The organism is Pseudonocardia sp. UM4_GMWB1 (genome assembly GCF_017312155.1).
Classification (GTDB): Bacteria; Actinomycetota; Actinomycetes; order Mycobacteriales; family Pseudonocardiaceae; genus Pseudonocardia; species Pseudonocardia alni.
The window spans coordinates 88,027-108,821 of record NZ_QJPN01000001.1 but is presented as its reverse complement, the minus strand read 5'-3'; the positions used below and the strand labels follow the sequence as shown (position 1 = coordinate 108,821).

20 protein-coding genes are annotated in these 20,795 nt (G+C 75.3%); 13 read left to right on the top strand and 7 right to left on the bottom strand.

Translation table 11 applies throughout. The annotated features are described in order from the left end of the window. Positions 1–8 precede the first annotated feature (8 nt). The 5 genes from DMP15_RS00545 to DMP15_RS00525 all read left to right on the top strand — a co-directional run bounded on the left by DMP15_RS00545 (position 9) and on the right by DMP15_RS00525 (position 5,115). On the top strand, positions 9–1,331 hold the full coding sequence (locus DMP15_RS00545; protein ID WP_073575823.1) for an RbtT/DalT/CsbX family MFS transporter: 1,323 nt from the start codon (positions 9–11) through the stop codon (positions 1,329–1,331). Continuing rightward, positions 1,328–3,055 (top strand): dihydroxyacetone kinase family protein, encoded by a 1,728-nt coding sequence (locus DMP15_RS00540; protein WP_073575824.1) that lies wholly within the window; start codon positions 1,328–1,330, stop codon positions 3,053–3,055. The genes DMP15_RS00545 and DMP15_RS00540 overlap by 4 nt, the downstream gene beginning before the upstream one ends. Continuing rightward, positions 3,052–3,558 (top strand): ribose-5-phosphate isomerase, encoded by a 507-nt coding sequence (locus tag DMP15_RS00535; protein WP_073575825.1) that lies wholly within the window; start codon positions 3,052–3,054, stop codon positions 3,556–3,558. Before DMP15_RS00540 ends, DMP15_RS00535 begins: the two co-directional genes overlap by 4 nt. Next, a complete protein-coding gene (locus DMP15_RS00530) occupies positions 3,558–4,280 on the top strand; it encodes a GolD/DthD family dehydrogenase (protein ID WP_073575826.1) in 723 nt (240 codons plus the stop codon). The genes DMP15_RS00535 and DMP15_RS00530 overlap by 1 nt, the downstream gene beginning before the upstream one ends. 76 nt (positions 4,281–4,356) lie before the next feature. Continuing rightward, positions 4,357–5,115 carry a DUF2334 domain-containing protein gene (locus tag DMP15_RS00525; RefSeq protein ID WP_337825333.1) on the top strand — a complete coding sequence of 253 codons (759 nt, stop codon included), beginning with the start codon at positions 4,357–4,359 and terminating at the stop codon, positions 5,113–5,115. Positions 5,116–5,192: 77 nt separating this feature from the next. Here DMP15_RS00525 and DMP15_RS00520 read toward each other — a convergent pair whose 3' ends face one another. The 3 genes from DMP15_RS00520 to DMP15_RS00510 are packed head-to-tail and all read right to left on the bottom strand — an operon-like array spanning position 5,193 to position 7,242. Then, complete coding sequence (locus DMP15_RS00520; RefSeq protein ID WP_073575827.1) at positions 5,193–5,564, bottom strand: VOC family protein; 372 nt, start codon at positions 5,562–5,564, stop codon at positions 5,193–5,195. Continuing rightward, complete coding sequence (locus DMP15_RS00515) at positions 5,564–6,196, bottom strand: MBL fold metallo-hydrolase (RefSeq protein ID WP_073575828.1); 633 nt, start codon at positions 6,194–6,196, stop codon at positions 5,564–5,566. Before DMP15_RS00515 ends, DMP15_RS00520 begins: the two co-directional genes overlap by 1 nt. Positions 6,197–6,237: 41 nt before the next feature. Continuing rightward, positions 6,238–7,242 carry an NAD-dependent epimerase/dehydratase family protein gene (locus DMP15_RS00510; RefSeq protein ID WP_337825332.1) on the bottom strand — a complete coding sequence of 335 codons (1,005 nt, stop codon included), beginning with the start codon at positions 7,240–7,242 and terminating at the stop codon, positions 6,238–6,240. A gap of 60 nt (positions 7,243–7,302) precedes the next feature. Between DMP15_RS00510 and purS the strand changes: the two genes are divergently transcribed. From purS to purM, 6 genes are all read left to right on the top strand, one after another. Then, positions 7,303–7,536 carry a phosphoribosylformylglycinamidine synthase subunit PurS gene (purS, locus tag DMP15_RS00505; protein WP_062399665.1) on the top strand — a complete coding sequence of 78 codons (234 nt, stop codon included), beginning with the start codon at positions 7,303–7,305 and terminating at the stop codon, positions 7,534–7,536. After that, on the top strand, positions 7,533–8,207 hold the full coding sequence (gene purQ / locus DMP15_RS00500) for a phosphoribosylformylglycinamidine synthase subunit PurQ (RefSeq protein WP_073575830.1): 675 nt from the start codon (positions 7,533–7,535) through the stop codon (positions 8,205–8,207). The genes purS and purQ overlap by 4 nt, the downstream gene beginning before the upstream one ends. A gap of 154 nt (positions 8,208–8,361) precedes the next feature. Then, the gene (gene purL, locus DMP15_RS00495) at positions 8,362–10,668 is read left to right on the top strand and encodes a phosphoribosylformylglycinamidine synthase subunit PurL (RefSeq protein ID WP_337825331.1); all 2,307 of its coding nucleotides are present in this window, start codon (positions 8,362–8,364) and stop codon (positions 10,666–10,668) included. Beyond that, positions 10,668–11,006: a sterol carrier family protein gene (locus tag DMP15_RS00490; RefSeq protein ID WP_073575832.1), complete on the top strand. Its 339-nt coding sequence runs from the start codon at positions 10,668–10,670 to the stop codon at positions 11,004–11,006. The genes purL and DMP15_RS00490 overlap by 1 nt, the downstream gene beginning before the upstream one ends. A 119-nt stretch (positions 11,007–11,125) precedes the next feature. Next, positions 11,126–12,712, top strand: a complete 1,587-nt coding sequence (purF, locus tag DMP15_RS00485) for an amidophosphoribosyltransferase (RefSeq protein WP_073575833.1) — start codon at positions 11,126–11,128, stop codon at positions 12,710–12,712. 43 nt (positions 12,713–12,755) lie between these two features. Beyond that, a complete protein-coding gene (gene purM, locus DMP15_RS00480; protein WP_073575834.1) occupies positions 12,756–13,853 on the top strand; it encodes a phosphoribosylformylglycinamidine cyclo-ligase in 1,098 nt (365 codons plus the stop codon). Positions 13,854–13,875: 22 nt separating this feature from the next. Here the strand turns inward: purM and DMP15_RS00475 are convergent, their stop codons facing one another. From DMP15_RS00475 to DMP15_RS00460, 4 genes are all read right to left on the bottom strand, one after another. Further along, entirely contained in the window at positions 13,876–14,619 is a 744-nt protein-coding gene (locus tag DMP15_RS00475; RefSeq protein ID WP_100879365.1) for an NUDIX hydrolase, read from the bottom strand. A 165-nt stretch (positions 14,620–14,784) separates the two neighbouring features. After that, entirely contained in the window at positions 14,785–14,988 is a 204-nt protein-coding gene (locus DMP15_RS00470) for a DUF3073 domain-containing protein (RefSeq protein ID WP_062399683.1), read from the bottom strand. Positions 14,989–15,207: 219 nt separating this feature from the next. Then, positions 15,208–16,335, bottom strand: a complete 1,128-nt coding sequence (gene ygfZ / locus DMP15_RS00465; protein ID WP_073575836.1) for a CAF17-like 4Fe-4S cluster assembly/insertion protein YgfZ — start codon at positions 16,333–16,335, stop codon at positions 15,208–15,210. After that, on the bottom strand, positions 16,332–16,817 hold the full coding sequence (locus DMP15_RS00460; protein WP_073575837.1) for a Fur family transcriptional regulator: 486 nt from the start codon (positions 16,815–16,817) through the stop codon (positions 16,332–16,334). The genes ygfZ and DMP15_RS00460 overlap by 4 nt, the downstream gene beginning before the upstream one ends. A 244-nt stretch (positions 16,818–17,061) precedes the next feature. On the opposite strand from DMP15_RS00460, the gene DMP15_RS00455 reads away from it, so the two are divergent. After that, positions 17,062–18,966 (top strand): DivIVA domain-containing protein, encoded by a 1,905-nt coding sequence (locus DMP15_RS00455; protein ID WP_337825330.1) that lies wholly within the window; start codon positions 17,062–17,064, stop codon positions 18,964–18,966. Positions 18,967–19,009: 43 nt separating this feature from the next. Continuing rightward, positions 19,010–20,794, top strand: a complete 1,785-nt coding sequence (locus DMP15_RS00450) for a hypothetical protein (RefSeq protein ID WP_337825329.1) — start codon at positions 19,010–19,012, stop codon at positions 20,792–20,794. Position 20,795 lies beyond the last annotated feature (1 nt).

The following is a 20,795-nucleotide window of genomic DNA, read 5'->3' as shown; positions in this document are numbered from 1 at the left end:
GGTCGACGATGAGCAGCGCCGCTCCGCAGCACGAGACCTTCCTCGACCGCATCGGCATCCCGCACTCCCTGCGCTGGGGCTTCCTCGGCGTGCTGGTCTTCATGACCGGAAACGGGACCGAGTCCAACTTCATCTCCCCGCACATCGAGGCGGTGCTCGGCTCGCCCGAGGCGACCGTCGCGACGATCATCACCGGCTACAGCCTGGCCGTGCTCGTCGCCAGCTACCTGTCCGGCGCGCTCGCCGACCTGTGGGGCCCGCGCCGCGTCATGACCCTCGGCGTCGCCGTCTGGGTCGTGTTCGAGGTGCTGTTCCTGCTGAGCCTGCAGATCGGCAGCCTCCCGCTGGTCGCCGCCACCTACTTCCTGCGCGGCTTCGGCTACCCGCTCTTCGCGTTCGCGTTCCTGGTGTGGATCAACGTCGTCACGCCGTACTCGCGCAACGGCGTCGCCGTCGGCTGGTTCTACGTCATGTTCACCGGCGGCCTGCCCACCCTGGGCTCGCTGTTCGCGCTCGGCATGATCCCGGCCTTCGGCGGGGGCACCGGCGGCGAGACCGCCGCGATGGTCGGCTCGACCGCGCTCGTCGTCGCCGGGTACCTGATCGCCCGCTTCGGGGTGCACGAGCCGCACGCCACCCGTCGGCTCGCGCCGGCCGGGGAGACCACCGGCCAGGTGCTCAGCGCCGGGCTGCGGCTCACCGCGGCCAACCCGAAGATCCTCATGGGCTTCCTGGTCCGGCTGATCAACACCGCGCCGCAGTACGGCATGTTCATCATCCTGCCGACGGTCATCGCGGTGGACCTCGGCTGGGGCCAGAGCCGCTGGCTGACCATGACGGTGTTCGTCTACGCGACGAACATCCTGGTCAACGCGGTGTTCGGGGCCGTCGGCGACCGGTGGGGCTGGCGCCGCACGGTGCAGTGGTTCGGCGTCTTCGGCTCCGCCGTCGGCCTGCTGCTGTGGTGGTACGTCCCGCAGCTCGTCCCGGCCGGCTCGACCTGGGGCTTCTGGGTCTCGGTCGCCGCGGGCTGCGTGTTCGGCTGCCTGCTCGCCGGGTTCGTCCCGATGGGCGCGATCATGCCCGCGCTCGCACCCGACCACAAGGGCGCCGCGATGGCCATGTACACCACCGCCGCCGGCGGCGCGGCCTTCCTCGGTTCGGGCGTCGTCGCCCTGATGCTCGCGCTCGGCACCGGCAACGTCGGCGTCGTGTGGGCCTTCGTCGCCCTCTACGCCGCCGCCTTCGTGATGGTCTCGTTCCTGAACGTCCCGCAGGACGACCCGCAGCTGCGCGAGACCGCCGCCACCACGGTGAGGGAGACCTCGTGACCAGGATCTTCGACGACCCCGCCGAGTTCGCCGACGACCAGCTCGCCGGCTTCCTCGACCTCTACGCCGACCGTGTCCGAGGGGTGCACGGCGGCGTGGTCGCCCACCGTGGCGACGGCGACCCGCAGGTCGCCGTCGTCATCGGGGGCGGCTCCGGCCACTACCCGGCGTTCTGCGGGACGGTCGGGCCGGGGATGGCGCACGGCGCCGTCGTCGGCAACATCTTCACCTCGCCGTCGGCGGCCCAGGCGTACTCGGTCGCGAAGGCCGCCGACCAGGGCCGCGGTGTGGTCTTCAGCTTCGGCAACTACGCCGGCGACACGATCAACTTCGGGATCGCGGCCGACCGGCTGCGGGCCGAGGGCATCGACACCCGCATCGTGGTCGTCACCGACGACGTCGCCTCCGCCGAGGAGGAGTCGCGGCGCCGCGGGATCGCCGGCGACTTCACCGTGTTCAAGGCGATGGGTGCCGCCGCCGCGCGCGGCGCGGACCTCGACGAGGTCGAGCGTCTCGGCCGCGCCGCCAACGCCGCCACCCGCAGTCTCGGCGTCGCGTTCACCGGCTGCACGATGCCCGGCGAGGACGAGCCGCTGTTCTCGGTGCCCGAGGGGCATCTCGGGCTCGGCCTGGGCATCCACGGCGAGCCCGGCATCCGCGACGTCCCGATGCTGCCCGCCCGCGAGCTGGCGGAACTGCTGGTCGACGACGTCCTGAAGCACGCACCGGCGGGCGCCCCCGGCCGGGTCGGGGCGATCCTCAACGGGCTGGGCACCACGAAGTACGAGGAGCTGTTCCTGCTGTGGCGCCACGTCGCGCCGCGGCTGCGCGACGCCGGGTACGAGATCGTCGACCCGGAGGTCGGCGAGCTCGTGACCAGCCTGGACATGGGCGGCTGCTCGCTAACCCTGATGTGGCTCGACGACGAGCTGGAGCCGCTGTGGCGGGCGGACGCCTACACCCCCGCCTACCGCAAGACCGCCGCGCCGCTGGCGGCGCTGCGCGAGCCGACCGCCGACGAGCTCGCCGAGGCCGACGCCGTCGTCACCGCACCCGCGGCGAGCGACGCGGCCCGGGGCCTCGCGGGCACCGTCCGCGCCGCGCTGGCCGCGGTGGAGTCGACGATCCGCTCCCACGAGCACGAGCTGGGGAGGATCGACGCCGTCGCGGGCGACGGAGACCACGGCCGCGGCATGCTCAAGGGGATCACCGCCGCTACCGCCCGGGTCGGCGAGCTCGGTGACGACGTCGGCGGCGGCTGGGTGCTGCAGCAGGCCGGGCAGGCCTGGGCCGAGCGCGCCGGCGGCACCTCCGGGGTGCTGTGGGGCGCAGCGCTCGAGGCGCTCGGGCGGCACCTCGGCGACACCGCCGCGACCTATCCGGCCGCGACCGTCACCGCCGGGGCCCGCGAGTTCGCCACGACGATCCAGCAGCTCGGCGGGGCGCAGGCGGGGGACAAGACCCTGCTCGACGCGCTGCTGCCCTTCGTCGAGGAGCTGGAGCGCCGGGTCGGCGGCGGCGAGGGCCTCGCCGCCGCGTGGACGGCCGCCGCCGCGACCGCGACCACCGCTGCCGGCGCGACCGCCGACCTCCGGCCCCGGATCGGCCGGGCCCGCCCGCTGGCCGAGAAGAGCGTGGGCACACCCGACGCCGGGGCGACCAGCCTCGGCCTGATCGTCACGGCCGTCGCCGACGTCCTGACATCGCAGAAGGAGCAGACGTGAGCGAGAAGCTGCGCATCGTGGTCGGCGCCGACGACGCCGGCTACGAGTACAAGGAGCGCCTGAAGGCCGACCTGGAGGCCGACGACCGCGTCGCCGAGGTGGTCGACGTCGGCGTCGCCGCCGACGGGCACACGGCCTACCCGCACATCGGCGTCGCCGCCGCCCGCAAGGTCGCCGACGGCGAGGCCGACCGCGGCCTGCTCGTCTGCGGGACCGGGCTCGGCGTCGCGATCTCGGCGAACAAGGTGCCCGGCATCCGCGCGGTCACCGCGCACGACCCGTTCTCCGTCGAGCGCTCGGTGAAGTCCAACAACGCGCAGGTCCTGTGCATGGGCCAGCGCGTGGTCGGGATCGAGCTGGCCCGCATGCTGGTCGCCGGCTGGCTGGACCACCGGTTCGACCCGGGCAGCGCGTCGGCGGAGAAGGTCGCCGCGCTCGACTCCTACGACCGGCGCGACGGCGAGCGCCTCGCCGAGGCGGAGACCGTCGGGACGGACTGCTGATGTTCGACCTCACCGGCTCGGTCGCCCTCGTCACCGGAGCGGCGTCCGGGATCGGGGCGGAGGTGGCCCGCGCACTCGCCGGGCAGGGCGCCGTGGTCGCCGCCGCGGACCTGCGCACCGACGGCGTCCCGGAGGTCTGCGCGTCGGCGCACGTCGTCGACGTCGCGGACCCCGACGCCGCGGCGGCCTGCGTCGAGGAGGTCGTCGCCCGGCACGGCCGGGTCGACGTACTGGTCAACTCGGCCGGGATCGCGCTGCTCGCCCCCGCCCTGGAGCTGCGGATCGAGGACTGGCGCCGCACCCTGGACGTCAACCTCACCGGCTCCTGGCTGATGGCGCGCGCCGCGGGCCGGGTCATGGTGGAGCGCGGGTACGGGCGGATCGTGAACCTCGCCTCGCAGGCGGCGAGCAGCGGGCTGGAACAGCACGCCGCCTACTGCGCGTCCAAGGCAGGGATCAACGGGCTCACCCGCACCCTCGCCGTCGAGTGGGGACCGCACGGGGTGACGGTGAACGCGGTGTCGCCGACGGTCGTGCTCACCGACCTGGGTCGCGCGGCGTGGGACAACCCGGCCGGGGACGCGCACCGCGCCGAGATCCCGGCGCGACGGTTCGCCGAGCCGTCGGAGGTCGCCGCGGCCGTCGTGTACCTGGCCTCGGCGGAGGCCGCGATGGTCAACGGCGCCGAACTACGGGTGGACGGCGGGTTCACGGCCCGCTGAGAACGCCCGCCGATCGTCGTCCGCGCGATCCGGTGACTCCACGCGGGGTTCACCTCGGTCGGGTCGGATGGGGTCCATGAGCACGCTGCTGGTCTCGCTGTCCGGCCTGACCGACTCCGACGACGCCGACCGCGCCCGAGCCGCCGCGTTCGCCGCGGAGCTGGACCGGCGCGGCGTGCCGCTGACCCACCTCGTGCAGCCCAAGGGGCCCGACGGGCCGCTGCGCCGCGGCGACGACCTGGTCCGCTGGATCGCCGGCCGCGTCCGCGCCGGGGACGACCTGCTCCTGCACGGTTTCGACCACACGAGCGACCCGGTGGGCGCCTGGCAGAACGGCTCCGTACCGCGGATCGGGCGCCGCACCGAGTTCGGGGCGCTGCCCCGGCACGAGGCCGGCCTGCGGCTGACCGGCGCCCGGCGGATCCTGCTCGCGACCGGGCTGTCCACCGACGGCTTCGCCCCGCCCGGCTGGATCGCCTCCGACGGCACCCTCGACGCGCTCGCCGACCTCGGTTTCGGCCTCTGCGCCGACGAGTCGACCGTCCGCGCGACCGGCGGTCCGGTGCTGCACGCGCGCGTGCTGACCTTCCGGGCGTCCGAGCCCTGGCGGGGCGAGCCCCGCGCCGGGGAGCGCCGCCGCGGACGGGCGCTGGAGCAGCAGGCCGTGCGCACCGCCGAGCGCGGCGGGCTCGTCCGGCTCGCGCTGCGGGCCAAGGACCTGCGCCGCGAGCACCGCGTCGAGGCCGCGCTGGCCGCCGTCGACGCGGCGCGCGGGGCGGGTGCCGCCGGCGCCGTGCACCGCACGCTGTTCCCCGCCGCGGCCCCGGCCGCCTAGGAGCTCCCCGGCGATCGGCCCGGTTGTCCACAGTGTGTGCTCTCCTGTGGACAACCGGTGCCACCTGTGGACAGGTGTCAGGTCCGCCGCTCGCCGAGCACGCAGAACTCGTTGCCCTCGGGGTCGGCGAGCACCGTCCAGGACACCTCGTCGGCCGGGGCCCGGTGCTGGCCCACGTTGACCCGGGTGGCGCCCAGCATCAGCAGCCGGGCCACCTCGGAGTCGCGGACGCCGTCCGGCCGCAGGTCGATGTGCAGGCGGTTCTTGGTCCGCTTCCCCTCCGCGACCGGCACGAAGATCAGCCCGGGGACGACGCCCTCGGCGGGCTGGATCTCGAACTCCGACGCCGAGGCGTTCACGACCGTCCAGTCCAGGGCCTCGGCCCACCAGCGGCCCAGCCGGACCGGGTCCCGGGCGTCGACGACGACCTGCTCCCACTGCAGGGGCATCAGACGTCGACCGCCGTCTCCCGGTCGGGGACCAGGAGCGTCGTGGCGTCGGGCCCCAGGTCGTCGAAGAACCGGTAGTGGAGCGCCGGGTCGGCGAGGGTGCCCTCGTGGATCGGCACCACCGTCCGCGGTGCGACCGACCGCAGGTAGTCGACGGCCTCGGACACCTTCAGCCAGGGTGCGCCGGTGGGGAGCAGCAGCGTCGCCAGCTCGTCGACGCCCGGCGGGACGTAGGCGTCGCCGGGGTGGAGCAGCGCGCCGTCGACGAGGTAGCCGTTGTTCGCGACCAGCGGGATGTCCGGGTGGATCTGCGCGTGGTCCCCGGACCCGACGACGGACACCTCGGCGCCGCCGAGGGCCAGCACGTCGCCGGGGGCGGCGGTGCGGGCGTCGACGCCGTCGAGCTGCCCGGCGGTCTGGCCGTCGGTGACCAGGGCGGCGTCGGGGTTGGCACGCAGCAGGGTGCGCAGCGCGTCGGCGTCGACGTGGTCGAAGTGCTGATGGGTGACCAGGATCGCGTCCAGGCCGTCCAGGGTCTCGAAGCCGGTCGAGAACGCGCCCGGGTCGAACAGGAGCCGGGCCGACCCGGTGTCGACCAGGACGCAGGCGTGGCCGTAGTGCGTCAGGTGCATGGGACCAGCATGCCCGGTCGGGGGGTGGCGGGCGTCCCGGCTCAGCCGAGCGCCCGCAGCACGGCCTGCTCCTCGGCGTCGGTGAGCCCGGCCCGGCGCCCCCGGCCGGCGCCGAGCCCGCGCTCCCACGCCAGCGCGGCGCGGGCGGTGTCGGCGAGTGGGCGAGCCGCCGGACCGGCGGCGGACGTCGTGGTGACGTCCCGGTCGACCATGCCCCAGAGGGACTCCGGCAGCCACAGCGGCAGCGACCGCGGACCGGCCCAGAACGCCACGTCCTGCTCGGCCAGCGTCCGCTCCGGGACCCGGACGAGCTCCAGGTCGTCGGCGCCCACGGCGTCGGCGGTCCCGGTGAGCACCCGGTCCAGGGTGGACCGCTGGCCTGCGCCGTCGTGGGTGCCGGTGGTGCCGTCGGCGGCGCCGGCCACGATCCAGGCGGCGAGGTCGTCCACGTCGACGAGCTGCATCGGCTGGGCGGGCACGTCCGGGACGACCACCCGGCCGCCGCGGGCGAACCGGTCCGCCCAGTAGCCGTAGCGGTCGGACAGGTCGCCGTGCCCGCACATCAGCCCGCCGCGCACCACGTGCGCCCGGTCGCCCGCCCGCTCCCGCACGGCCTGTTCGCTCGCGACCTTCGCGGCGCCGTAGACGCCCGGGTCGCGGTTCGTGAGGTCCTGGTCGGGCTGGTCGTGCAGCGGTGCCAGGGTCGGCTGCGTCACGGTCCCGCCGCGCAGCGACGGGTCGGCGTAGGCGTTGATCGAGGAGACGAAGGTCCAGTGCCCGAACCGGCCGTGCAGCGCGTCGAGGGCGTCGCGGACCCACGGCGCGGACATCGTCGCGACGTCCACGACGGCGTCGAACGTGCGCCCGTGCAGCGCCGCGGCCAGCGCCCCGGGCCGGGACCGGTCCGCCGTCACCGCCTCCGCGCCGTCCGGCGGCGGCCCGGAGACACCACGGGACACGCAGGTCACCGGATGGCCCGCAGCGAGCGCGGCCGCGGCGACCGCGCGGGAGAGGAAGACCGTGCCACCCAGGACGAGGATCCTCATGGGCCGATGGTGAGGGCACGCACGTCGAGCCGTCGCCCCTGTTCACCGTAGGCTGACCCCGTGGCCAGAGTGGTGGTGGACGTGATGCCCAAGCCCGAGATCCTCGACGTGCAGGGTCAGGCCGTGACCCGGGCGCTCGACCGGATCGGAGTGTCCGGCGTGAGCGGGGTGCGGCAGGGCAAGCACTTCGAGCTCGAGGTGTCCGACGGCATCGACGACGAGACCCTGCACCGGCTCGCCGGCTCGCTGCTGGCGAACCCGGTGATCGAGGACTGGACGGTGACCCGGCTGTGAGCACCCGTATCGGTGTGATCACCTTCCCGGGCACCCTGGACGACGTCGACGCCGCCCGCGCGGTCCGCCGCGCCGGCGCCGAGGCCGTCCCGCTGTGGCACGGCGACCACGATCTGCAGGGCGTGGACGCCGTCGTCGTGCCGGGTGGGTTCTCCTACGGCGACTACCTGCGCGCCGGCGCGATCGCGAGCCTGGCGCCGATCATGACCGAGGTCGTGGCGGGCGCCGGGCGCGGTCTGCCGGTGCTCGGCATCTGCAACGGATTCCAGATCCTCTGCGAGGCGCACCTGCTCCCCGGCGCGCTCGTCGCGAACGCCGGGATGCACTTCCTGTGCCGCGACCTGGTGCTCACGGTGGAGAACGCCGGCACGGCCTGGACGCGTGACTACGCCGCGGGCGACGAGCTGCTGATCCCGCTCAAGTCGCAGGAGGGCCGCTACGTCGCCGACGCCGCGACCCTCGACGAGCTCGATGGCGAGGGCCGCGTGGTGTTCCGCTACCGCGACCCGGCCCCGAACGGCTCGACCCGCGGCATCGCCGGTGTGACCAACGCGGCCGGGAACGTCGTCGGTCTCATGCCGCACCCCGAGCACGCGACCAGTGCGCTGACCGGCCCGTCGGCCGACGGGCTCGGCCTGTTCACCTCGGTGCTGGCCCGCGTCACCGCCTGACCCGCGCACGACGTCCGGCCCGGCCGGCGGTCCCCGTGGACCGCGGGCCGGGCCGTCGTCGTCCTCGGTCCGTGACCTGCTGTGGGGAACCCCGCCTGTGGGCCCCGGCACCGTGCGGGGACGCGGGCGGGGGAGCCCCGTCTACCCTGGTCCCGTGACGCAGTCCCAGGTGCCGGTCGATTCCGTCAAGCACGCCGAGGCCACTCCGGAGCAGCCGCAGCCCTTCCGGGAGCTGGGGCTCAAGGACGACGAGTACGTCCGGATCCGGGAGATCCTCGGCCGCCGGCCCACCGACGCCGAGCTGGCGATGTACTCGGTGATGTGGAGCGAGCACTGCTCCTACAAGTCCTCCAAGGTCCACCTGCGCTACTTCGGTGAGACCACCACCGAACAGATGCGCTCGACGATGCTCGCCGGGATCGGCGAGAACGCGGGCGTCGTGTCCGTCGGCGACGGCTGGGCGGTGACCTTCAAGGTCGAGTCGCACAACCACCCGTCCTACGTCGAGCCCTACCAGGGGGCGGCGACCGGTGTCGGCGGCATCGTCCGCGACATCATGGCCATGGGCGCGCGCCCGATCGCCGTCGGCGACCCGCTGCGGTTCGGTCCGCTCGACGCCGACGACACCGGGCGGGTGCTGCCCGGCATCGTCGCCGGCGTCGGCGGCTACGGGAACTGCCTCGGCCTGCCGAACGTCGCGGGCGAGGTCGTCTTCGACCCGTCCTACGCGGGGAACCCGCTGGTCAACGCCCTGTGCGTGGGGGCGCTGAAGACCGAGGACCTGCACCTCGCGTTCGCCTCCGGTACCGGCAACAAGATCATCCTGTTCGGTGCGACGACCGGCCTCGACGGCATCGGCGGCGTGTCCGTGCTGGCGTCGGAGACCTTCGACTCCGCCGGCGGCGGCACCGGGCGGAAGAAGCTCCCGAGCGTCCAGGTCGGTGACCCGTTCACCGAGAAGGTCCTCATCGAGTGCTGCCTGGAGCTGTTCGCGGCCGGGCTCGTCGTCGGCATCCAGGACCTCGGCGGCGCCGGGCTGTCCTGCGCGACCTCCGAGCTCGCCTCTGCCGGTGACGGCGGCATGCACGTCGACCTCGACGCCATCCCGCTGCGCGCCACCGGCATGACCGCCGCCGAGATCCTCTCCTCGGAGTCCCAGGAGCGGATGTGCGCGGTCGTCACCCCGGAGAACGTCGAGGCCTTCCTCGCCGTCTGCCGCAAGTGGGACACCATCGCCACCGTGATCGGCGAGGTCACCGACGGCGACCGCCTGGTGATCACCTCCCAGGGCGAGACCGTCGTCGACGTGCCGCCGCGCACGGTCGCCCACGAGGGCCCGGTCTACACCCGCCCGGTCGCCCGCGACGACGCGAAGCAGGACGCGTTGAACGCGGACTCGCCGGAGATGCTGCCCCGCCCGGAGACCCCGTCCGAGCTGCGTGCGGAGATCCTGCGGATGGCCGCCGCCCCGAACCTCGCGTCCCGCTCGTGGGTCACCGACCAGTACGACCGCTACGTGCGCGGCAACACCGTCGCCGCGCACGGCGCCGACGCCGGGGTCGTGCAGGTCGACGAGTCCACCGGCCGCGGCATCGCCGTCGCCACCGACTGCAACGCCCGCTTCGTGGCGCTCGACCCGTACGTCGGCGCGCAGCTCGCGCTGGCCGAGGCCTACCGCAACGTCGCGACCTCCGGCGCCGTGCCGCTCGCCGTCACGGACTGCCTGAACTTCGGCTCGCCGGAGGACCCGCACGTCATGTGGCAGTTCGAGCAGGCCGTGCGCGGTCTCGCCGACGGCTGCGCGGTGCTGGGCACCCCGGTCACCGGCGGCAACGTCAGCTTCTACAACCAGACCGGGACGACGGCGATCCTGCCGACCCCGGTCGTCGGCGTGCTCGGCGTGATCGACGACGTCACCACCGCGGTCCGGTCCGGGTTCGCCGGCGCCGACGGCGACACGGTCGTCCTGCTCGGCACCACCGCCGCCGAGTTCGGCGGGTCGGAGTGGGCGCACGAGGTGCACGGGCACCTCGGCGGACGGCCGCCCGCCGTCGACCTGGAGCACGAGCGGCGCCTCGCGCAGCTCCTCGCCGCCGCGGCCGCGGACCGGGCGCTGACCGGCAGCCACGACCTGTCCGACGGCGGCCTCGCCCAGGGCCTGGTCGAGGCCGCGCTCGCCGGGGGCCGGGGCGCCCGCGTCGACCTGGCCGGGGTGCACGAGGACTCGTTCACCGCGCTGTTCGCCGAGTCCGCCGGACGGGTGCTGGTCACCGTGCCCGCCGACGGCGCCGAGGCGTTCCTGGCCCGCGCGGCCGAGGCCGGTGTCCCGGCGCTGCGGCTCGGCGAGACCGGCGGCGACGTCCTCGACCTCGGCGACGCCCTCGGCACGCTGGCGCTCGACGAGCTGCGCGCCGCCTGGGAGGGCACGCTCCCGGCGCGGTTCGGCGCCGTCTCGGTCTGATGTCCGACGTCCTCCTGGACTGGGTCGACGACGGGGTCGAGCCGGACCGGGCGACACGGAAGTCGGCGGTGAAGGCGTCGCTCGACGAGCTGGCCCGGCGCGCGCCGGGCCGCAGCGTCGAGGTACGGGTCCCGCCGTTCGGTGCGGTGCAGTGCGTCGAGGGGCCGCGGCACACCCGCGGCACCCCGCCGAACGTCGTCGAGGCCGACCCGCGGACCTGGATCGCGCTCGCCGTCGGCCGCCTGAGCTGGGACGACGCGCTCGCCGCCGGGCGGGTGTCGGCGTCCGGGTCGCGGGCCGGCGAGATCGCCGCGTTCCTGCCGCTCCGCACGCCGTGACCGGACGGGTGCGGTGTGCGACTCCGACGTGACCCCTGTCCCCGTACCTGGGGAGACGTGATCTCGGGGCGTACAGTCGTCCCCTGGTCCCGGTACGCCGCCAGCCGAGGAGCGCCGCGTTGAGTTCCGTCCGGAACGAGCACGTCAGCCCTGAACGAACCCTCTCCCTCACCCCCGTCGCACCCCCCGCCGCCGAGCCCGACGAGCAAGGACCCCGCGAGGAGTGCGGTGTGTTCGGCGTCTGGGCCCCCGGCGAGGACGTCGCGAAGATGACCTACTATGGCCTCTACGCGCTGCAGCACCGCGGCCAGGAGGCCGCCGGCATCGCCGTGTCCGACGGCCGCCGCACCGTGGTGTTCAAGGACCTCGGCCTGGTCAGCCAGGTGTTCGACGAGCAGACGCTGTCCTCGCTGCGCGGGCACCTCGCCGTCGGCCACTGCCGCTACTCGACGACCGGTGCGACGACCTGGGAGAACGCCCAGCCGACGTTCCGCACCACGGCCGCGGGCTCCGGCCTGGCGCTGGGTCACAACGGCAACCTGGTGAACACCGCCGAGCTGCGCGAGGACGTCGCGAAGCTGGAGAACCGCAAGCGGTCCGGGTTGCGCGCGACCACCGACTCCGACCTGCTCACCGAGCTGCTGGCCGCGGGCGCCGCGGACCTCGGCGTCTACGAGGCCGCGATGCGGCTGCTGCCGCGGCTGCGCGGCGCGTTCTCGCTGACCTTCGCCGACGAGAGCACCCTCTACGCCGCCCGCGACCCCCAGGGCGTCCGCCCGCTGGTCCTGGGCCGCCTGGAGCGCGGCTGGGTCGTCGCGTCGGAGACGGCGGCGCTGGACATCGTCGGCGCCTCGTTCGTCCGCGAGGTCGAGCCGGGCGAGCTCATCGCGATCGACGCCGACGGCATCCGCAGCCAGCGCTTCGCCGCCCCGGAGCCGAAGGGCTGCGTGTTCGAGTACGTCTACCTGGCGCGACCGGACACCACCATCGCCGGCCGCTCGGTCTACGACACCCGGGTGGAGATCGGCCGCCGGCTCGCCGAGGAGCACCCGGTCGAGGCCGACCTGGTCATCCCGGTCCCGGAGTCCGGCACCCCGGCCGCGATCGGCTACGCCCAGGGCTCCGGCATCCCCTACGGCCAGGGCCTGGTGAAGAACGCCTACGTCGGGCGCACCTTCATCCAGCCCAGCCAGACCATCCGCCAGCTCGGCATCCGGCTGAAGCTGAACCCGCTGCGCAACGTCATCCGCGGCAAGCGGCTGGTCGTCGTCGACGACTCGATCGTCCGCGGCAACACCCAGCGCGCACTGGTGCGGATGCTGCGCGAGGCCGGCGCCCTCGAGGTGCACGTGCGGATCGCCTCGCCGCCCGTGCGCTGGCCCTGCTTCTACGGCATCGACTTCGCCAGCCGGGCCGAGCTGATCGCCAACGGCGCCGACACCGAGGGCGTCCGACGCTCGATCGGCTCGGACAGCCTCGGCTACGTCTCGGTCGAGCAGATGGTCGCCGCCTCCGAGCAGCCGCGCTCGCGGCTGTGCTGCGCCTGCTTCGACGGGGACTACCCGATCCCGCTGCCGGAGGAGGCCCAGCTCGGCAAGCACCTGCTCGAGGACGTCCCGGAGCCGACGGCGTCCGGCGCCGCCTCTGGCGATCCCGGCCCGCTGTCCGTCGGATACGGTGCCGGAGAGGCACTGACCCGCCCGTAGCAGCACCCGATCACGACCCCGTCCCGACCTGGAGAGACCTCGCATGCCCTCGACCGAGCCCGGCCCCGCCAGCTACGCCTCCGCGGGGGTGGACATCGACGCGGGGGAGCAGGCGGTCGAGCGTTTCCGTCCGTTCGCCGAGAAGGCCACCCGGCCCGAGGTGCGCGGCGGCATCGGCGGCTTCGCCGGCCTGTTCGCGGCGAAGTTCGGCAAGTACTCCGAGCCGGTCCTGGCCGCCTCCACCGACGGCGTCGGGACCAAGGTCGCGATCGCGCAGGCGATGGACAAGCACGACACCATCGGCCAGGACCTCGTCGCGATGGTCGTCGACGACCTGGTCGTCTGCGGGGCGGAGCCGCTGTTCCTGCAGGACTACATCGCCATCGGCAAGATCGTCCCCGACCAGGTCGCGACGATCGTCCGCGGCATCGCCGAGGGCTGCCAGACCGCGGGCTGCGCGCTGCTCGGCGGCGAGACCGCCGAGCACCCCGGGCTGATGGAGGAGGGCGCCTACGACCTCTCCGCCACCGGTGTCGGTGTCGTCGACGCCGAGAAGATGCTGCGGCCCGAGCGCGTCCGCCCCGGCGACGTGCTGGTCGCGCTCGGCTCCTCCGGGCTGCACTCCAACGGTTACTCCCTGGCCCGCCACGTGCTGCTCGACATCGCCCGGCTGCCGCTGGCCGGTGAGCTGGAGGAGTTCGACCACTCCCTCGGCGAGGAGCTGCTCGTCCCGACCCGGATCTACGCCAAGGACTGCCTGGCGATCACCGCCGAGACCGGCGTGCGGACGTTCTCCCACATCACCGGCGGCGGGCTGGCCCGCAACCTGGAGCGGGTGCTGCCCGAGGGCCTCGCAGCCACCGTGGAGCGCGGCTCCTGGACCCCGGCCCCGATCTTCAAGCTGATCCAGTCCCGCGGCCGGGTCGAGCGCGCGGAGATGGAGAAGACGTTCAACATGGGCGTCGGGATGGTCGCGGTGCTGCCGCCCGAGGACGTCGACCGCGCCCTCGCCGTCCTCACCGCCCGGCACGTGCCCGCCTGGATCCTGGGCGAGGTCGGCCGGATCGGCGACGTCGACGGTGCCGGTTCCGGCGAGCTCGGCGCCCGGGTGCAGCTGCGGGGGGAGCACCCCCGCTTCTGAGGCGGTCCCGCGCCGTCTGCTCTCACTCGAAGGAGTGATGCAGCTCCGCGTCGTGCGACGCGGGCTGCCGGCTCCCGGCGCGGTGCGACTCACGCAGCATCGGCGGGTGCAGCGCCGTCGCCGGGCCGCGGCGGAACAACCGGGGCGGCCGCCCGCGACCGCCGGTGACCAGCGTCGTCGTCGGCACGAGGAAGCCGTCGGTGGAGGTCACCTTGCGCTGGAAGTTGCGCGGGTCCAGGGAGGTCCCCCAGACGGCCTCGTAGACCCGGCGCAGGTCGGTCACCGTGAACTCGTCCGGGCAGAACGAGACGGCGAGCGTCGTGTACTCGAGCTTCGACTTCGCCCGCTCCACGCCGTCGGCGAGGATGCGCTGGTGGTCGAACGCCAGCGGCGGCACGTCGTCGACGGCGCACCACGCGGACGCGGTGGCCCCGCCACCCGGTGTCGGCTCCGGCATGTCCGGCAGCAGCGCGAGGTACCCCACGGACAGGACCCGGCCGCGGGGATCGCGGTCGGGTGCGGCGTAGCTCGCCAGCTGCTCGAGGTGCCCGCACACGGCACTGCCGGTGTCGGCCCCGGTCTCCTCGCCCAACCGCCGGCTGGCGGTGTGCACGAGGTCCTCCTCCGGGCGGACGAAACCACCGGGAAGGGCCCAGTGCCCGAGGAACGGGGGCTCGCCCCGCTCGATGAGCAGCACGTGCAGACGGTCCGACCGCACGGTCAGCACGACGAGGTTGACGGCGACCGCGAACAGGTTGCCGCGCATCTGCTGAACACCTCGGAGGTGACGGGATCGGTGACCAAGCCTCCCACAGGAGACTGGTCATGATCTTGCCCTATCCGACCGGCCGGGGGAAACCGCCCGGGTCGACACGTGCCGCGGCGCCCGGGCCGCCGTGTCACGACGGAGGGCCGGGCGCCGGGGTGGCCGTCAACGGCGAGGGTCGTCGTCCTCGTCGTTGTACTTGGCGGCGAGGTCGTCGTACTCGCCGTAGTCGTCCTCGCGGCTGTCGGTAGTCACCGCCGTCGCGCTACCGATCTCCCGCTGCAAGGCGTCGAGATCCATAGAAGGGGAGCTGTACTTGAGCTCACGGGCCACCTTCGTCTGCTTGGCCTTGGCTCGTCCACGCCCCATGGCAGGTCCCCCTTACAACAGGGAAGGGGCGGCCGGTCATTGCGCACGACCCGGCGGCCCCTCTCGTCTCATCAATGTCGTGAAAACAACCGTACCCTGCTCACCCCGGAACATGCGACGCGGCACCGCCGTCGTCACAGGCGGGCCCGGCCCCGGACCGGCGCGGGGCCCGCGTGTTCAGCCGGTGGCCGCCCCACGGTGGTCCGGCCGGGCTGCGCGTCATCCGCGACGCGCAGCGCCACCCGTCCGTTCCCGGGCCGCGCGGCCCGGCGGCGGGGTGTCCGGGTCCGGCTCGTAGGAGTCCGGGTCGATCGTCGCGGGGGAGACCCGGTCGTCGACGCCCGCGGTCAGCTCGGCGTCCACCGGAACCGACCGCTTGAGCAGCGCGAGCGCCACCGGGCCCAGCTCGTGGTGCTGGACGACCGTGCCCACACGGCCGACCGTGCGGCCGTCGCGCACCACCGGGTCGCCCGTGTGCGGCAGGTCCTCGTCGCCGGCGTCGAGCATCAGCAGCACCGTGCGCCGGGGCGGGCGCCCCAGGTTCGCGACCCGGGCGACGGTCTCCTGGCCCCGGTAGCAGCCCTTGGTCAGGTGCACGGCGGAGCCGATCCAGCCGACCTCGTGCGGGATGGTGCGGTCGTCGGTGTCGCGGTGCAGGCGCGGTGCGCGCGACTCCACCCGCAGCGCCTCGAACGCGATCGTCCCGGCGGCCCGCGCCCCGGCCGCGGTGAGGTCCGCCCAGCGGGCGTCCTTCGTCCCGCGGGGGACGACGACGTCCGCCGCGTCCCGGCCCGGCCACGGCATCCGTCGCACGAACCCGCCGTCCGGCAGGGCCGTGACGCCGTTCGGTGCATCGGGCACCGGCAGTCCCGCCGCGGCGAGCACGGCCGGGGTCTGCGGACCGACGACCGACAGCACCGCCAGCTCGGCGGTGACGTCACGCGGCTCGACCTTCGACCAGAACACCATCTTCGCCAGGTAGTCGAGCAGTGCTGCGCCTTCGCCGGGCTCGGTGTCGAGCCAGACCGTGTCCGCCGACGACGCGACGGCCATGTGGTGCAGCACCCGGCCCTGCGCGTCGAGCACCAGGGCCTCGGTGCCGGTGCCGGGCGGCAGCTCGCTGACGTGCTGGGTGAGCAGCAGGTGCAGCCAGGACAGCCGCTCCTCGCCGGTCACCGCCAGCACCTCGCGGTGCCCGCGGTCGACGACGGCGGCGGAGCGGGCCATCGCCCGCTGCTCGGCCGGCGGGTCGCCGTGGTGCGCGGCGACGACGTCGTCCGGGTCGGGGGTCGTGTCCTCGGCGTTGTCGGTGGTGTCGGGGTCCTGCTCGGATCCGGGAACGGTCACCGGTCTCCCTCCGCGCCCTCCTGGGGCGCCGTGTCGTCCTGCTCGGGGGCTCCGTCGGCGGAGTCCTCGTCGTCGTGCGCACAGTCGACGCACGTGCCGGACAGTGCCACGTGCGTCGCGTCCAGGTGGAAGCCCAGGTCGGCGAGCGTGCGACTCGCCACATCGGAGAGCAGCTCGGTCGGCGCCTCGTCCACCCGGCCGCAGTGGTGGCAGACGAGGTGGACGTGGCGGTGCTGGTGCTCGGAGTAGGTCGGTGCACCGTGCCCGAGATGGGCGTGCCGGACGACGCCGAGCTCCTCGAGCAGGTCCAGCGTCCGGTACACCGTCGTGATGTTCACCGCCGGTGCCGTCGCCTGGACCCGGCTGCACACCTGCTCGGGTGTCGCGTGCCCCAGCTCCCGGACCGCGTCCAGCACGAGCTGGCGTTGAGGGGTCATCCGGAGCCCACGCCGGTGCAACGTGCCCTTCAGTGTGCTGTCCACGCCGCCGATGGTATTCGGTACGGCCCGGTAGGCTCGGGCCACGAGGACGGTGACCGCACATCGTGTCACGGAACCGTCCGTCGCGGGCCCCGCCACGCCGACGGACGACCGTTGCACGCTGCGTGGTTCGCCGCGACCCCGTCGTCGTGACTACCCTGACCGGCGAGGTCGCGCCGAACCGTCGGTCCGCCGACCTCGTACGTGCCCTCCGAGGGCACCCATGTCGACGACCTGAGGAGAGGCGATGACGGCAGACGGGGCGGACCGCCCGGGCGGTTCCCCGCGGTTCGACGTCGTTCTCCGCGGCTACGACCGTCGGCAGGTGGACGAGCACATCGTCCAGATGCAGCGGCTCATGGGCCGGATGCGCGCGGACATCGACGCACTGCGGAGCCGGCCGATGCCGCCGCCGATGCCGGTGCCGCCGCCCGGCGGGTTCGCCGCCGGTCCGGCCGGCGGGCCGCCGCGTCCGGCACCGCGTCCGGGGCCGCGTCCCGGCCCGGGGCCCTCGGATCCCGACCGGCACGGTGCCGTCGACAACTTCTCCGACCGCATGCAGGCGATCCTGCAGAAGGCGGAGGAGGAGGCGGAGGAGATCCGCAGCAAGGCCCGTGCCGACGCCGAGCGTGTCGTCACCGAGGCCCGCAAGCAGGTCGACCGCGCCCGCGCGGACGCCGACCGGGCCCGTGAACAGGGCGACAAGCTCCGCACCGAGGTCGGGGAGCTGACCCGGCGTCGCGACGAGCTGCGCGCCGAGGTCGGGAAGGCCCCGGCCACCGGGGACAAGGCCCGCCACGAGATCCGGCCGGCCCCCGGTCCGGGGCAGAAGCCCGGCGGACCGTCCGGCGAGGCCGGGTCGTCCGACGACCGCTCCGCGAAGCCCGCCGCGGGCGAGCGGCCCGGCACCGGCCAGTCCGGTGCCGCCCAGCCCGCCGGTCAGCCGGGCCCCGGGCCGAAGCCCGCCGCGCAGTCCGGTGCCGGCGCCACGCCGGCCGCCGCTGCCGCCGGCACGGGTGCGGACGCCTCCGCCCGCCCGGGGCAGGCTGCCGACGCCCGGCCCGGGCGTCCCGACCAGGGTCGCTCCGACCAGGCCCGTCCCGACTCCGCGGACCAGCGGTCCGGTCGGCCCGGGCCGCGCCCGGGTGCACCGGAGCCACAGCGCCCCGGTGCCCGGTCCGGTGCCGAGGAGCGCCCGGGGGCCGAGCAGCGTCCCGGTCAGAAGGATCAGGGGCCCACGCGTCCGCAGGGCGCCCCGAACGGCCGCCCGCAGGCCCCCGCGGCCGGTGTCAACGGCGCCGGGGTGAACGGTGCCCGACCGGCGGCCGCCCAGGCGTCGCCGTCGGGCGATGCGGCACCCACGCCGCGGCCCGGTCCGCGTCCGCAGCCGGGGCCCGCCCCGGCGCGCCAGGACTCCGGGTCCCAGTCCCGGCCCGACTCCGGTCCGGCCAAGCCCGGCGCCGGTGGGCCGGGTACCGACCGTCCGGCCGGGGCACCGCAGCCCGCCCGGACGGACGCCCCGGGCCCGCGCCCCGGCGGTACCGACGGGGACAAGTCCGCCGGCCCGCGCCCGGGTCCGCGGCCCGCGCCGGGCCCGCGCCCGTCGCCGGCCCCCACCGGGCAGCAGGGCGGTGCCGAGCGCACCACCGCTGTCCGGCCCGGGGACGAGCCCGAGCCCGCCGAGCTGTTCCGGCCCGCGTCGGACTCCCGCCCGGTCGAGGCGGAGCCGAAGACGTCGGCCGTGCCGCGCCAGGACCCGCGTCCGACGCCCGGCGACGACGCCGAGCGCACGGTCGCGGTCGGCGCCGTCCGCCGTTCCGGTGACACCCCAACGGATGGTTCGCAGAAGCCGCCGGCGGGGGACAAGGGCACCTCGGCCGAGAGCACGAAGGCCGACGCGGAGCCGCCGACGACCGCGAACCCGGCCGCCGGGCGCGGCCCGGCGCGACCCGGTCCGGAGGGGGCCCGCAACGGCTCCGGCCAGGCCGGCCACGGTCAGAACGGTCGTAACGGTGCGTCGTCGGCGTCCGAGCCGTCGTCGCAGGGTGGCGAGAAGGGCAACGGCGCGACCCGCAACGGTTCCGGCGCGGCCACCGGCGACAAGGGCCGGACGGGCGCGGCGCAGCCGTCGACGGGGACGCGCAGCAGCTGAGGTTCCCCGCGCGGGGCCCGGGACCCCAATAAGGTCCGGGCCCATGCAGCTCGGCTCGTTCACGGTCCCGGTCCTGCCCCTCGTGGCGGTGCTGGGCGCGGGCGTGCTCGTGGTCCTGGTCCTGTGGGGTGTGTGGCGTGCGCGCCGCACCCCTGCGCCCGGGCCGCTGCCGCTCGAGCCCCCGCGCGCGACCGCGGACCCGCAGCCGTCCTATGCGGACTGGACCGGTGAGGCGGCCGGCGGGCCGGCGGACCCGCCGCGTCCGGCCCGTGCACGGACCGTCGCGGACGTGGTCGCCGAGCGCGGCGCGGACACCGGTCCGCTGCCTCGGGTACCCGCATACGCCGGCGCGGTCGTCGCCTCCGGTGCAGGGCGCCACGCCGCCCCCGACGAGGACGGGGCCGAGGGCTCGCTGGAGGCGCTGTTCGCCCCGGCCGACGAGCAGCCCGACGCGGCCACCCTCGCCCGGGGGCGCGACCCGGAGGCGACGGCCGCCGTGCCGCTGGCCGCGGCGCCGCCGGTCCCGGGTGCCGCGTCGGGAACCGGGGCGTCGGGTGCCGTGGTGGAGCCACTGCCCCGGCCACGGCCGACCCCGCGCCCCCGGTCGACCGGGTTGCGAGGGGTCCGGGACGCAGGGGCCGCCACACGCGCCGGCCGTACCACCGCGGGCGACGCCAGCGTCGAGGGCGGCGTCGAGGGCAGCACGGCGGACGCGGAGCCCCTGGCCGCGACGACCCCGGTGGGCGGACCCCACGCGGCCGCCGACCCCGCCGACGGCACCGCTCCCGCGGACACGGCGCTGACGGGCACGGCTCGGACGGGCTCCGTTCGCACGGACACCGGCGTCGCGGCCCCCACCGAGACCGAGACCGACACCGAGACCGCGACCGACACCGAGACCGCGACCGACACCGAGACCGCGACCGACACCGAGACCGACACCGCCGATCCGAGCCGTGCCTCCGCCACGCCCCGCTCCGCGGATCCGTCCGGGGCCGATGACGCTGCCGGGGCCGATGACGCAGCCCCGACCGACGCCACCGCAGCCCGGGACGCCGCGGGCACCCCCGACGACCCGGCCACGCCGCCGGTGCCGGAGTGGCCGGTCGCGCGGCTGCGCATCGTCGACGACCTCACCGACGTCGTCGCGCCCGGCCCGGACGCCACGCCCGCCGCGGCCGGGCAGTCCCCGGCCGCCGGGGACGACACCGTGCCCCCTGCCGCGGAACAGGCTCCGGCCGTCCGGAAGGACACCGCGCCCGGCCCGCTGCCGCCCTGGTCGGCCGAGCGCGTCGAGCCGGCCGCCGAGGACCTCCCCGCGACGTCCGGGATCCCGGCGATGCCACCCCCCGCGCCGACCCCGCCCACCGGGTCCGAGATCACGTCCCGGCCGAACCCCGAGCCGGTCTCCCGGGCCGTGCAGCAGGCCCTCGCGGCCCGCGCCGTGCAGCGGGCGCGCCTGCGCGCCACCGACGCCGTCGTCGACCCGCAGCCCGACGCCCCCGGTGGCGAGCAGCAGGAGCTGCCGCTCGCCGTCGTCCCGACCGCGGGGGCGCGCACCCCGGCGTCCGGCGACGCGAAGGACCGGTTGCTCGGGGTGCTCCTGGAGGACCCGGCCCGCGCCGTCGACGCGACCGAACGGCTCGACGACACCCGCGACCGCATCGCCGAACTCGACGCGGTCCTGCGTCGCCGCCGCGAGGACCTGGCCGGCGCCGTCCGGCACCTGCACGAGTGCGGCCTCGACCCGGCGCAGATCGGCCGGCTGTCCGGGATGGCCGTCGACGACGTCCGCACCATCCTCGACGGCGAGGACGCCGAGCGCTGAG

Excerpts from the sequence above, each read along its gene's own strand:
- DMP15_RS00545 (WP_073575823.1), top strand. The coding sequence starts at position 9 with ATGAGCAGCGCCGCTCCGCAGCACGAGACCTTCCTCGACCGCATCGGC.
- DMP15_RS00530 (WP_073575826.1), top strand. The coding sequence starts at position 3,558 with ATGTTCGACCTCACCGGCTCGGTCGCCCTCGTCACCGGAGCGGCGTCC.
- DMP15_RS00525 (WP_337825333.1), top strand. The coding sequence starts at position 4,357 with ATGAGCACGCTGCTGGTCTCGCTGTCCGGCCTGACCGACTCCGACGAC.
- DMP15_RS00520 (WP_073575827.1), bottom strand. The coding sequence starts at position 5,564 with ATGCCCCTGCAGTGGGAGCAGGTCGTCGTCGACGCCCGGGACCCGGTC.
- DMP15_RS00515 (WP_073575828.1), bottom strand. The coding sequence starts at position 6,196 with ATGCACCTGACGCACTACGGCCACGCCTGCGTCCTGGTCGACACCGGG.
- DMP15_RS00510 (WP_337825332.1), bottom strand. The coding sequence starts at position 7,242 with ATGAGGATCCTCGTCCTGGGTGGCACGGTCTTCCTCTCCCGCGCGGTC.
- DMP15_RS00490 (WP_073575832.1), top strand. The coding sequence starts at position 10,668 with ATGTCCGACGTCCTCCTGGACTGGGTCGACGACGGGGTCGAGCCGGAC.
- purM (WP_073575834.1), top strand. The coding sequence starts at position 12,756 with ATGCCCTCGACCGAGCCCGGCCCCGCCAGCTACGCCTCCGCGGGGGTG.
- DMP15_RS00475 (WP_100879365.1), bottom strand. The coding sequence starts at position 14,619 with ATGCGCGGCAACCTGTTCGCGGTCGCCGTCAACCTCGTCGTGCTGACC.
- DMP15_RS00470 (WP_062399683.1), bottom strand. The coding sequence starts at position 14,988 with ATGGGGCGTGGACGAGCCAAGGCCAAGCAGACGAAGGTGGCCCGTGAG.
- DMP15_RS00455 (WP_337825330.1), top strand. The coding sequence starts at position 17,062 with ATGACGGCAGACGGGGCGGACCGCCCGGGCGGTTCCCCGCGGTTCGAC.
- DMP15_RS00450 (WP_337825329.1), top strand. The coding sequence starts at position 19,010 with ATGCAGCTCGGCTCGTTCACGGTCCCGGTCCTGCCCCTCGTGGCGGTG.